The 11,656-nt window shown below is 66.8% G+C and carries 11 protein-coding genes and 2 pseudogenes; 8 read left to right on the top strand and 5 right to left on the bottom strand.

Going from position 1 to position 11,656, the window contains the following annotated elements; genetic code table 11:
* The 4 genes from VKI00_RS19525 to hemE all read right to left on the bottom strand — a co-directional run.
* Window positions 1-312, bottom strand: a 312-nt coding sequence (locus VKI00_RS19525) for a class I SAM-dependent methyltransferase (RefSeq protein ID WP_324440306.1), incomplete at its 3' end; no start/stop codon positions are given.
* Window positions 313-359: 47 nt separating this feature from the next.
* Window positions 360-1,055, bottom strand: coding sequence for a hydrogen peroxide-dependent heme synthase (hemQ, locus tag VKI00_RS19530; protein ID WP_324440308.1), 696 nt, complete (start codon window positions 1,053-1,055; stop codon window positions 360-362).
* Between the two features lie 5 nt (window positions 1,056-1,060).
* Window positions 1,061-2,443 (bottom strand): protoporphyrinogen oxidase, encoded by a 1,383-nt coding sequence (locus VKI00_RS19535; protein WP_324440310.1) that lies wholly within the window; start codon window positions 2,441-2,443, stop codon window positions 1,061-1,063.
* Window positions 2,440-3,489 (bottom strand): uroporphyrinogen decarboxylase, encoded by a 1,050-nt coding sequence (hemE, locus tag VKI00_RS19540; protein ID WP_324440312.1) that lies wholly within the window; start codon window positions 3,487-3,489, stop codon window positions 2,440-2,442. The genes VKI00_RS19535 and hemE overlap by 4 nt, the downstream gene beginning before the upstream one ends.
* Window positions 3,490-3,557: 68 nt before the next feature.
* Between hemE and VKI00_RS19545 the strand changes: the two genes are divergently transcribed.
* The 3 genes from VKI00_RS19545 (at window position 3,558) to VKI00_RS19555 (ending at window position 6,362) form a co-directional block, all read left to right on the top strand.
* Complete coding sequence (locus VKI00_RS19545; RefSeq protein ID WP_324440314.1) at window positions 3,558-4,394, top strand: enoyl-CoA hydratase/isomerase family protein; 837 nt, start codon at window positions 3,558-3,560, stop codon at window positions 4,392-4,394.
* A 77-nt stretch (window positions 4,395-4,471) separates the two neighbouring features.
* The gene (locus VKI00_RS19550) at window positions 4,472-5,104 is read left to right on the top strand and encodes a DUF3000 domain-containing protein (protein ID WP_324440323.1); all 633 of its coding nucleotides are present in this window, start codon (window positions 4,472-4,474) and stop codon (window positions 5,102-5,104) included.
* A gap of 1 nt (window position 5,105) precedes the next feature.
* Window positions 5,106-6,362, top strand: a complete 1,257-nt coding sequence (locus tag VKI00_RS19555; protein ID WP_324440316.1) for a ribonuclease D — start codon at window positions 5,106-5,108, stop codon at window positions 6,360-6,362.
* Between the two features lie 12 nt (window positions 6,363-6,374).
* Here the strand turns inward: VKI00_RS19555 and dxs are convergent, their stop codons facing one another.
* Window positions 6,375-8,291 carry a 1-deoxy-D-xylulose-5-phosphate synthase gene (gene dxs / locus VKI00_RS19560; protein WP_324440317.1) on the bottom strand — a complete coding sequence of 639 codons (1,917 nt, stop codon included), beginning with the start codon at window positions 8,289-8,291 and terminating at the stop codon, window positions 6,375-6,377.
* Between the two features lie 470 nt (window positions 8,292-8,761).
* Between dxs and VKI00_RS19565 the strand changes: the two are divergent.
* From VKI00_RS19565 to VKI00_RS33855, 5 genes and pseudogenes are all read left to right on the top strand, one after another.
* A pseudogene (locus VKI00_RS19565) lies at window positions 8,762-8,988 on the top strand (hypothetical protein); the annotation flags it as partial.
* A gap of 67 nt (window positions 8,989-9,055) precedes the next feature.
* A complete protein-coding gene (locus VKI00_RS19570) occupies window positions 9,056-9,499 on the top strand; it encodes a CBS domain-containing protein (RefSeq protein ID WP_324440319.1) in 444 nt (147 codons plus the stop codon).
* A gap of 61 nt (window positions 9,500-9,560) precedes the next feature.
* Window positions 9,561-10,862, top strand: coding sequence for an ArsB/NhaD family transporter (locus tag VKI00_RS19575; RefSeq protein ID WP_324440325.1), 1,302 nt, complete (start codon window positions 9,561-9,563; stop codon window positions 10,860-10,862).
* A 150-nt stretch (window positions 10,863-11,012) separates the two neighbouring features.
* Window positions 11,013-11,471 (top strand): CBS domain-containing protein, encoded by a 459-nt coding sequence (locus tag VKI00_RS19580; RefSeq protein ID WP_324440321.1) that lies wholly within the window; start codon window positions 11,013-11,015, stop codon window positions 11,469-11,471.
* A gap of 69 nt (window positions 11,472-11,540) precedes the next feature.
* Window positions 11,541-11,656: pseudogene (locus tag VKI00_RS33855) on the top strand (hypothetical protein); the annotation flags it as partial.

Raw genomic sequence — 11,656 nt, forward strand, 5'->3', positions numbered from 1 at the left:
GTCGGCCAGCTGGAAGTTCACCGACACCCCGGCTCTCCGCGCGTTCTCTCTGGCCCGCTCCAGCCCGGTCGGTGACGCGTCGATGCCGGTAGCCGAGTAACCCTTTGACGCGTAGTAGATGGCGTGGTGGCCCGGGCCGGTCCCCGGGTCGAGAACCTCGCCCTTGACCGCGCCCAGCGCCACGAGTTGCTGGACGACCGGCTGCGGGCCGCCGATGTCCCAAGGCGTGGCCGCCGGCAAGCCGTGCGAGAGCCGCTGATCGCGGTACATCTCATCGAAGCGGGCCGGATCGGTCTGTGCTGGTTGATTCATGCCGTTAACGATATAACGTGAACTATCGGCGATGCAACGATCAAGCGTCAGGGTAGCGAGGGGACAAGCTGCTCGACCGGCACCCGCGGGCCAGTGAAGAACGGCGTCTCCTCGCGGGTGTGCCGCCGCGCGTCGGTGGCCCGCAGCTCACGCATCAGGTCGACGATCCGGTGCAATTCAGGCGCCTCGAACGCCAGGATCCACTCGTAGTCGCCGAGCGCGAACGCTGGCACGGTGTTCGCCCGGACATCCTTGTATTCGCGGGCCGCCATGCCGTGTTCTGCGAGCATGCGGCGGCGCTCCTCGTCGGGCAGCAGATACCACTCGTAGGACCGGACGAACGGGTAGACGCAGACGTAGGCGCCCGCGTCTTCGCCGGCCAGAAACGCCGGGATGTGGCTCTTGTTGAACTCCGCCGGCCGGTGCAACGCCACACTGCTCCACACCGGCGTGCAGGCCCGGCCCAGCGTGGTGGTGCGCCGGAAATCCTCGTAGGTCGCCTGCAGCGCCTCAACGGTTTCGGCGTGCGTCCAGATCATGAAATCGGCGTCTGCCCGCAAGCCGGCGACGTCGTAGAGACCGCGCACCACAACGCCGCGCTCTTCGCGCCGCTTGAGGAAGGTCGCGGTCTCGTCGATGACGGTCCCCCGGTCTTCGCCGAGTGCACCAGGGCGGACCGAGAACACCGAGAACATCAGATAGCGGACGGTGGCGTTGAGCGCGTCGTAGTCCAAGCGGGCCATGAGAACTATCGTGCCACGGGGTTTTCGACGGCCTGGATCGCGGCGGTGGCCGCTCGGCCGGCCGCGGCGATGCACGCCGGGACCCCGATCCCGTCGAGGTAACTGCCGGCCACCGCCAGGGTCGGCGGCAGGCCGGCACGCAGCTCAGCGACCAGGTCGCGATGGCCGGGCCCGTACTGCGGCATCGCGTCCGGCCAGCGCTGCACCCGGACGTCTACCGGGTCGACGGCCAGCCCGAACACGGTGTCGAGGTCTTGTATCGCCCAGGCCAGCAGCTCATCGTCGGAGGCGCGGCGGGCCAGCTCTTCGCCGAAGCGCCCGAACGAGAGCCGCAGTAACTCCACGTCGGTGCGTCGTCCCCACTTTCGCGACGACAACGTAACGGCCTTGGCGTGCAACGGTTCTCCGCTGGCGACGAGCACACCGGAATTCTGCGGGAACCGGATGCCGCGGGGCACGGCCATCGCCACCACCACCGAGGAGGCGCTGGCGATGCGGCTCGCCGCGGCGGCGGTGCGTGGCGCGATGGCGTCGACGAGCCCGACCAGGCGTGGCGCCGGGACCGCCAGGACCACCCCGTCGGCGCGCCACTGGGCGCCGGCGTCGTCGCGCAGCGTCCAGCCGCGCGCAGGAACTCCAGCCGCCTCGATCCCGTCCACCGCCGCCGGTACCCAATTGAGCCGGCTGCGCCGAACCAGTTCGTCGACCAGCACCGCGTAACCGCCGCCGACCGCACCGAATACCGGGCCCGCCGTCACGCTCATCAGCGCCTGACGGACCGCTTCGGTCAGGTGGGCGGCGCCGTCGTCCAGAACCGCCGCCAGGGTCGGGGCGGCCGAACGTAGTCCGATGGTCGCGGCCGATCCGGCGTAGACCCCGCCGAGCATCGGATCCACCGACCGGGCCACCACTTGCTCGCCGAACCGGTCCGCCACCAGGTCGCCCACGGCGGGATCGGCGCCGGGCTCCCAGCTAAGCGGACGACTGGGCTCGGACGCGATATGCGCGAGCGTGGCGTCGTTCACCAGACCGGCCATCGACTCCGCGGACGACGGAATGCCATTGAGCGTCGCCGCCGGTAGCGGATGCAGCCGATCCTTGCAGTAGATCAGCGGGCGCGCACCGGTGGTCCCGACGTGCCGATTCGCCAGGCCCAGTTCGGCCAGCAGCGCCGGCATCTCGGGACGGCGTACCACGAACGCCTCCGCGCCGACGTCCACGGCAACCCCGCCGACCTGCTCGGTACGCAGCACCCCGCCCAGCCGGTCGGCCGGGTCGAACAGCGTGATGCTCGCCTCGTCGCCGAGGGCCACCCGCAACCGGTATGCCGCTGTCAGACCCGAGATTCCGCCGCCGACAACACAATACGAATGAGCGCCGGACGTCATAGCGAGTGGACCAGTGACACCAGATCGGTGAGCACCCCGGGATCGGTTTCCGGCAGCACCCCGTGCCCAAGGTTGAAAATGTGCCCGGCCGCGCCGCCATCCACGGCGCGTCGCCCGTCGTCGACCACCGCGCGCGCGGCGTGCTCCACCGCCGGCCAGCCGGCCAGCAACACCGCCGGATCGAGGTTGCCCTGCAGCGCCGCCCCGGTCTCGATCCGGGCGGCGGCATCGGCCAGCGAGGTTCGCCAATCGACGCCGACGACCGTCGCACCCGCCTCTGCCATGGCGCCCAGCAGTTCGGCCGTGCCGACCCCGAAGTGCGTCATCGCGACGCCGCGATCGGCCAGTGTGCCGAATACCCGCGCGCTGTGCGGCAGCACATAGCGCCGGTAGTCCGCCAGCGACAGCGCGCCGGCCCACGAGTCGAACACCTGAATCGCATCCACCCCGGCGTCGAGTTGGACCCGCAAAAACTCGATGGTGAGGTCGGTCAGCTTTTCCATCAGCGCGTGCCAGCAGGTCGGTTCGCCCAGCATCATCGCTTTGGTGCGGGCATGGTGGCGGCTCGGGCCGCCCTCGACCAGGTAGGACGCCAGGGTGAACGGCGCCCCGGCAAACCCGATCAGCGGAACATCGCCCAGCGATTGCACGAGCAGCGAAACCGCGTCCGAGACCGCTTGAACGCGTTGCGGCTCAAGCGGTTTCATTCCATCGACATCGGCGGCGGTGCGCACCGGCGCTGCGATGACGGGTCCTACGTCGGGAACAATGTCCAAGTCGACGCCCGCGCCGCGCAGCGGGACCACGATATCGGAGAACAAGATCGCGGCGTCGACGTCATGACGGCGTATCGGCTGCAGGGTGATCTCCCCGATCAGGTCGGCGTTGAAACAGGCCGCCAGCATGCTGTGCTGTGTCCGCAGGGCACGGTATTCCGGCAGCGATCGCCCGGCCTGCCGCATGAACCACACCGGAATCCGCTGCGGTTTGCGGCCGGTGGCCGCGGCCAGGTACGGCGATCCGGGAAGCGTGCGACGCGTACTCATCAACACCAATGCTGCCACGACCGGCGGGTGCGGTAAGCCGCCGGTTCGCACGTGCGTAACATCCAGATATGCCAGTGCGCCATCCGTCAGTCAACTACGACGAATTCCCAAGTCTGCGAATCGAATCGAGTGAGAACGGTGTGCTGCACCTGATTCTCGACGCTCCCGGCCTCAATTCGGTCGGGCCGCAGATGCACCGCGATCTCGCCGACATCTGGCCCGCGATCGGTCGCGACCCCGATGTGCGCGCCGTCCTGGTCCGCGGCGCAGGCAAAGCCTTCTCCTCCGGGGGCAGCTTCGATCTGATCGACGAGACGATGGGCGAGTTCAACGACCGGCTGCGCATCATGCGCGAGGCCCGCGATCTGGTGCTCAACATGGTCAATTTCGACAAGCCGGTGATCTCGGCGATCCACGGCGCAGCGGTCGGCGCGGGCCTGGTGGTGGCGCTGCTCGCCGACGTCTCGGTGGCCGGGCGAACCGCCAAGATCATCGACGGCCACACCAAGCTGGGTGTGGCCGCGGGCGATCACGCCGCCATCTGCTGGCCGCTGCTGGTCGGCATGGCCAAGGCGAAGTATTACCTGCTGACCTGCGAGCCACTGTCCGGCGAGGAGGCGGAACGCATCGGGCTGGTCTCGATTTGTGTGGACGACGACGAGGTGCTCAGCACCGCGACCCGCATTGCGACGGATCTCGCGCAAGGGGCGCAGGCGGCGATTCGCTTCACCAAACACAGCCTCAACCACTGGTACCGGATGTTCGCACCGGCCTTCGAAACCTCCCTTGGCCTGGAGTTTCTGGGGTTCGGCGGGCCGGACGTCGCCGAGGGTCTGGCCGCTCACCGCGAAAAGCGGCCGGCGCGTTTCTCCGCCGACTCAGACTCTGCAGGAACCCTGCCATAACCGGTACCGCCGGTACCCTCCGCCGCGCAAACGGCGCGCCTTTTTCCGCATGCCGACGGATAGGTCTAGCGTCAGAGATTGTGCGCCCGGGCGACGATGCAGGGCGGAGCGGTGAGAAGGAGCGGCGCTTGACAACAGCCGAACCGGTCCCGTTCCGCGACGCGGTCGCGGCGATGAGCGGTGCGACCGTACGGGCGGAGATCGAGCTGGGGCCCATTCGGCCACCCCAGCGGCTGGCGCCGTACAGCTACGCGCTTGGCGCCGAGGTCAAACGCCCCGAGCTCGACCTCGTGCCCGAGCAGTCCGACGGTGACGCGTTCGGCCGGCTGATCCTGCTCTACGACCCGGATGGGGCCGACGCATGGGACGGCACCATGCGGTTGGTCGCCTACATCCAGGCCGACCTCGACTCCAGCGAGGCCGTCGACCCGCTGCTGCCGGAGGTGGCGTGGAGCTGGCTGGTCGAAGCGCTGGACACCCGCGCCGAGCATGTCACCGCGCTGGGCGGCACGGTCACCGCCACCAGCTCGGTGCGCTACGGCGACATCTCCGGACCGCCGCGCGCCCACCAGCTGGAGCTGCGCGCGTCCTGGACGGCGATCACCCCGGATATCGGTACACATGTCGAGGCGTTCTGCGAGGTCCTCGAGCATGCAGCGGGGCTGCCGCCGGTCGGGGTGACGGATTTGGGCACACGGTCCCGCGTCTGAGATGACCGAGGCTACAACCGAAGAGCCGGAAAGCGCGGAGCCGGACGTAACACCGCTGCTTGCGCCTGCCGGCGGCGTGCCCGATCTGTCGACGTCTGCCACCGAGATCGCTGCCGCCGCAAAGCTGCTGGCCCGCGGGCATGGCGCGTTCGCAGTGGACGCCGAGCGGGCATCGGGGTTCCGTTACTCCAACCGCGCCTACCTGATTCAGATCCGGCGGGCCGGCGCGGGCACCGTGCTCATCGATCCGGTCAGCCACGGCGGCGATCCGCTGGCCGTGCTGCGGCCGGTCGCCGAGGTGCTCGCGGAAGACGAGTGGATTCTGCACGCAGCCGATCAGGATCTGCCGTGCCTGGCCGAGGTCGGCATGCGGCCCCCGGCGCTGTACGACACCGAGCTGGCCGGGCGGTTAGCCGGCTTCGACCGGGTCAACCTGGCGGCCGAGGCACAACGGCTGCTCGGTGTGGGTTTGGCCAAAGGTCATGGCGCCGCGGACTGGTCCAAGCGTCCGCTGCCGCCGGCGTGGCTCAACTACGCGGCCCTCGACGTGGAAGTGCTCATTGAACTACGCGACGCAATCGCGGGCGTACTGGCTGAGCAGGGCAAAACAGCTTGGGCCGCAGAGGAATTCGATTATCTGCGGGTGGTGGGTCAGGACCCACCACCGACGCGGCGGGACCGCTGGCGACGCACCTCCGGCATCCACCGGGTGCGTAACCAACGCGGTCTGGCTGCGGTCCGTGAATTGTGGACGGCGCGAGACGAAATCGCCCAACGCCGCGATATTGCGCCCGGGCGCATCCTGCCTGACTCGGCGATTATCGAAGCCGCCAGCACCGACCCGAAGACCCTTGATGACCTGATCGCCCTGCCGATATTCGGCGGTCGCAGGCAACGCCGTAACGCCGCGGTGTGGTTAGCGGCCCTGAAATCAGCACGGGAAAACCCCGGTCCCGCGGAGGAGGCCGAACCGCCCAATGGGCCACCCGCGCCGCAACGCTGGCTCAGGCGCAGACCGGAGGCCGCAGCACGACTGGATGCGGCCCGCGCCGCGCTGCGCGAACTCTCCCAACGGGTCTCGGTGCCGACCGAGAACCTGGTCTCCCCCGACCTGGTGCGACGGCTGTGCTGGGATTGGGAGGGCGCAGACGACCCGGCGGCGGCGATTGACGAATTCTTGGCCGCCGGCCAGGCCCGCGGTTGGCAGCGTGAGCTGGTCGACCCGGTACTGGCCGCGGCGCTTAAACCCGTTGACTGACAGTCGTTTCCGCTAGTCCAGGCGTTGGCTGATCTCCGCCGCGGACTCGACCCCGTTACCCAATGCAGCCACCCAGCCGGTAATCTGCCGGGCCACGTCCTGCTCAGTCAGGCCGGCTTCGGCGAGCACCTCACCGCGCGACGCGTGATCGAAGAATTGTTGCGGCAGTCCGACATCGCGGCACGGCACGTCGATCTCCTTGCGCCGCAACGCCGCTGACACCGCCGAACCAACTCCCCCGCTGACGCCGTTGTCTTCCAACGTGACGACCAGCTTGTGCGCAACCGCCAATTCGGCCACCACATCCGGAACCGGCAGCACCCATCGCGGGTCGATCACCGTCACACCAATGCCCTGGTTGCGCAGCCGCTCGGCCACCGCCAGACCCATCGATGCGAACGCGCCGACCGCCACCAGCAGCACATCGGCGGTCAGCCCGTCGGCCGGCACCGCGAGCACGTCTACTCCTCCGCGGTGCTGAAGTGCGGGAATGTCTTCGCCGACATCGCCTTTCGGGAACCTGATCGCTGTGGGACCGTCGTCGATGTCGAGCGCCTCACCGAGCTCCTCACGCAGCCGGGTGCCGTCCCGGGGCGCGGCCACCCGCATGCCGGGGACGATGCCCAGCATCGACAGATCCCACATGCCGTTGTGGCTGGCACCGTCCGGGCCGGTAACGCCGGCCCGGTCGAGCATCAGGGTGACCGGCAGCTGATGCAATGCAACGTCCATCATGATCTGGTCGAACGCGCGATTCAGGAACGTCGAGTAGATCGCCACCACGGGGTGCAGTCCGCCCATGGCCAATCCGGCCGCCGACGTCATCGCGTGCTGCTCGGCGATGCCGACGTCGAACAACCGATCGGGGAAACGCTGCCCAAATGCCGTCAGCCCGGTAGGCCCCGGCATCGCGGCCGTGATCGCCACAATGTCGCGGCGTTTGGTCGCATATTCGATCAGCGAATCGGAGAACGTCGCCGTCCAGCTCGGGCCCGGCACCTTGGTGGCGAGCCCGGTCGCCGGGTCGATCACGCCGCAGGAATGCATCTGCTCGGCCTCGTCGGCCTCCGCCGGGCCATAGCCCATGCCCTTGTGGGTGACGACGTGCACCAGCACCGGACCACGGAATCCGCGGGCGCTGCGCAGCGCGGTCTCCACGGCATGCTCGTCGTGGCCGTCGACCGGCCCGACGTACTTCAAGCCCAGGTCGGTGAACAGCAACTGCGGCGAAAGCGCGTCCTTCACACCGGCTTTGACGCTGTGTATGACGTGGTAGGCCAGTTCTCCGAATACCGGCATCCCGCGCACCGCGGAACGGCCGCGGTCCAACAGGTGCTCGTAGCTGGGCTGCAGCCGCAAGGCGGCCAGATGGTCGGCCAAACCGCCGAACGTCGGGGCATAGCTGCGGCCGTTGTCGTTGACGACGATAATCACCGGCCGGTGCGCCGCGGCGATGTTATTCAAGGCCTCCCAACACATTCCGCCGGTGAGCGCGCCGTCGCCCACGACCGCCACTACGTGCCGGTTGCGATGCCCGGTCAGCTCGAACGCCTTGGCCAGCCCGTCGGCGTAGGACAACGCCGCGCTGGCGTGGCTCGACTCGACCCAGTCGTGTTCGCTCTCGGCCCGAGACGGATACCCCGACAAACCGCCACTTTTACGCAGCGTCTCGAAGTCCGCGGCGCGGCCGGTCAGCATCTTGTGCACATAGGCCTGGTGGCCGGTGTCGAAGATGATCGGATCGTGCGGCGAATCGAATACCCGATGCAGTGCCAACGTCAGTTCGACGACGCCGAGGTTAGGCCCCAGATGCCCTCCGGTGGCGGCCACCTTGTGAATGAGAAACTCACGGATCTCTTCAGCCAGATTCCGCAAGTCGGCCTGAGAAAGGTACTGCAGATCGGCTGGCCCACGGATCTGTTCAAGCATTTCGCCAGTGTACGCACGATCGCCAGCCCGCCACGCCGACCAGCGGCGATGCGTCGGCTGATGCCGAACCTGAACGTTGAATGAGACGCACAGCGCCGTCCAGCTAGGCCTGCTAAATTGTGCCCCGGTGAGCCGGGAAGCCTGGTCGGCGTCTATTTCGTGCTATTCCGGTTTTCCTGCTATTCAGGGCTATTCAGGAGTGCGCGATGACTTGCACGGTCGAGGAGACCGCGCCGTGAGCCGGGCGCGTACCCGGCAGCAGGGCAACCGATGAGTGTCTTTCAAGCCGTCTACGCGGCGACGGTGTTCGTGGTCGCGTACGTTCTGATCGCCACCGAGCGTTTCAACCAGACATTTGTGGCGCTGGGCGGCGCGCTGGCCATGTTCTTCCTGCCAGTGATCGATTCCGATGAAGTCTTTTACTCGCGGGACACCGGCGTCAATTGGGACGTCCTGTTTTTGCTCCTACACACACCGGCTCCGGTGTGCTGTGGTGGGCCCTGCTGCTGGCACCGTCCTCGGTGGCAACCTCACCGCCGTCGGAGCCAGCGCGAATATCGTCGCGGTCGGGATCGCGCAACGCGCCGGCCATCCCGTCTCCTTCTGGGACTTCACCAAACGGGGGGCGGTGGTGACCGCGGTCTCGTTTGCACTTTCCGTCGGTTATCTGTGGGTGCGCTACTTCGCCTTCAGTTAGCCCAACCCGCGTCGGCAAAACGGGCACGTCGTGATCACCGAGGCACTTGGCGAAGTATGGTGTCCGTGTGCGGGCAGAGGACCTCGAAGAGAAGTTCCCCATCGTGCCCATCGATTCCGACGCAGTCGACGCCGCTCGCAAGATCGCCGAGCACAATCTGCCCGGACTCCTGGTCACCGATACCTCCGGCAAGCCGTACGCGGTGCTCCCGGCATTCGCGATGCTGCGATTCATCCTGCCGCGCTATGTGCAGGACGATCTAACATTGGCCGGCGTCCTTGGCGATACGACGGCCGACCAGGCCGTGCGGAATTTGGCGGGAAAGACGGTGGGCGATGTGCTGCCCGACTATCTGCGCGACATGCCGTCGGTCGATGCGCGTGCCAGCCTCACCAAGGTGGCAGCAGAGATGGCGCGGGGCCGAAGTCCGCTGATCGCGGTCACCAAGGACGGGAAGTTGCATGGTGTGATCACCGCATCACACCTGCTGGCCGCGGCGCTGAAATCTTGAGCGCCGCTTTGCCGCACATGCCCAGTCAAGCGCGCGCCCAACGGCAGGACAGCCGATGACTATGAATACTTTTCACGCCATCTACGCGTCCGCGGTTTTCGTCATCGCCTACGCGTTGATCACCACCGAGCGTTTCAACAAGACCATGGTGGCGCTGGCCGGCGCGGTGGCCGTGTTCTTCTTGCCGGTGATCAACTCCGATGAAGTCTTCTACTCACGCGACACCGGGATCGACTGGGACGTCATCTTTCTGCTCCTCGGGATGATGATCATCGTCGGCGTGGTGCGTCAAACCGGGGTCTTCGAGTACATAGCGATCTGGGCGGCCAAACGCGCCAAGGGCTCCCCGCTGCGGATCATGATCCTGCTGGTGCTTGTCACCGCGGTTGGATCGGCCTTTCTGGACAACGTGACCACGGTCTTACTGATCGCACCGGTCACCCTGCTGGTGTGCGACCGGCTGGCGGTCAGTGCAGCGCCGTTTCTGATCGTCGAGGCGTTTGCCGCCAATATCGGCGGCGCCGCGACCCTGGTCGGTGACCCGACCACGATCATCATCGGTACCGGAGCCCGCCTGAGTTTCATTTCGTTCCTGGCCAACATGGGGCCGGCGGTGCTCATCGTGCTCACTGTCCTACTGCTCCTGCTGCCCCGCCTGTTTCCTGGCGCATTCACCGTCGAACCGGAGCGCGTCGCCGACGTCATGGCGCTGGACGAAAGCGAAGCGATCCGTAATCGGACGCTGCTGATCCAGTGCGGGATCGTCCTGCTCGCGGTGTTCGCCGGCTTCGTCGCGCACAAAGAGATCCACATGGAGCCGTCCCTGGTGGCGATGACCGGCGCCGGCATCCTGGTCATCATCTCCGGGCTGACCCGTGACTTCTACCTGTCCAGCGTCGAGTGGGAGACGCTGCTGTTCTTCGCGGGTCTGTTCATCATGGTCGGGGCCCTGGTGCGGACCGGCGTGATCAACAACCTGGCCCACGCGGCCAGCCATGCAACCCACGGCAATGAATGGCTCACGACGATGCTGATCCTCGGGGTGTCCTTCCTGTTCAGCGGCTTTGTCAACAATGTTCCGTACGCCGCCACCATGACACCGATCGTGGCCGAGTTCGCCGACTCTATTCACGGCCACGCCAACTCGGGTGTGCTGTGGTGGTCCCTGCTACTGGGCACCGTCCTCGGCGGCAACCTGACCGCGGTCGGGGCCAGCGCGAATATCGTCGTGGTCGGGATCGCGGAACGGTCCGGCAACCCCATCTCTTTTTGGGGCTTCACTCGACGCGGGGCGGTAATCACCGCGATCTCGTTTGTGATTTCCGTCGCCTATCTGTGGCTGCGCTACTTCGTCCTGACTTAGCCGCCCCGCCCGGAAGTTCACCCTGTGTTCCATCGCCGCCGGTTGTGTCGCCCGGGGGTATGCCGTCGACCTGGCGCCTCAGCCGAAGGCTTAAAAAACGCCCGAGCCGAAGATGATCGCCGGACCTCCGGTCGGACGTATGGTGTCTCTGTGCGAGCAGAGGACCTTGACGAGAAGTTCCCGGTCGTGAATATCGACTCAGATGCGTTGGATGCGGTCCGCCTCCTCGCAGAGCACCGCTTAAACGGGCTCGTGGTTGTGACCGATACGTCGGAGACGCCCTACGCCGTGTTACCGGCCTCCCAGGTCGTCCGATTCATCGTGCCCGGCTACGTGCAGGACGATCCGGGGCTGGCCAGCGTTTTGAGCGAATCGATGGCCGACCACGCCGCAGAGAAGCTGAGCGGCAAGACCATCCGCGACGTGCTGCCGAAGCAGCGCCAGCACATTCCGGTGGCCGACGCCGACGACACCATCATCGAGGTGGCAGAGGTCATGGCGCGCCTGCGAAGCCCGCTGGTCGCCGTGGTCAAAAACAACAAATTGCACGGGGTGATCACCGCATCACGCCTACTGGCCGCGGCACTTAATGAAAGAGTAACCGGGTAGGCGTTCACTTCGCCTTCACCTAAACCTCAGCCAGTCGTCAACCAAAGCGCTCAAAAAGCAACTGCGCGAGGTGTTTCCGGGCGAAGTGGATCGCCTCTGGCCCACGGGGAATTCACCCGCAAGGGCATCGTGGTCACCGCGATCTCCACCGCGATTTGCGCGGTCTACTTGTGGCTGCGGTACTT

Source organism: Mycobacterium sp., assembly GCF_035314665.1.
Classification (GTDB): Bacteria; Actinomycetota; Actinomycetes; order Mycobacteriales; family Mycobacteriaceae; genus Mycobacterium.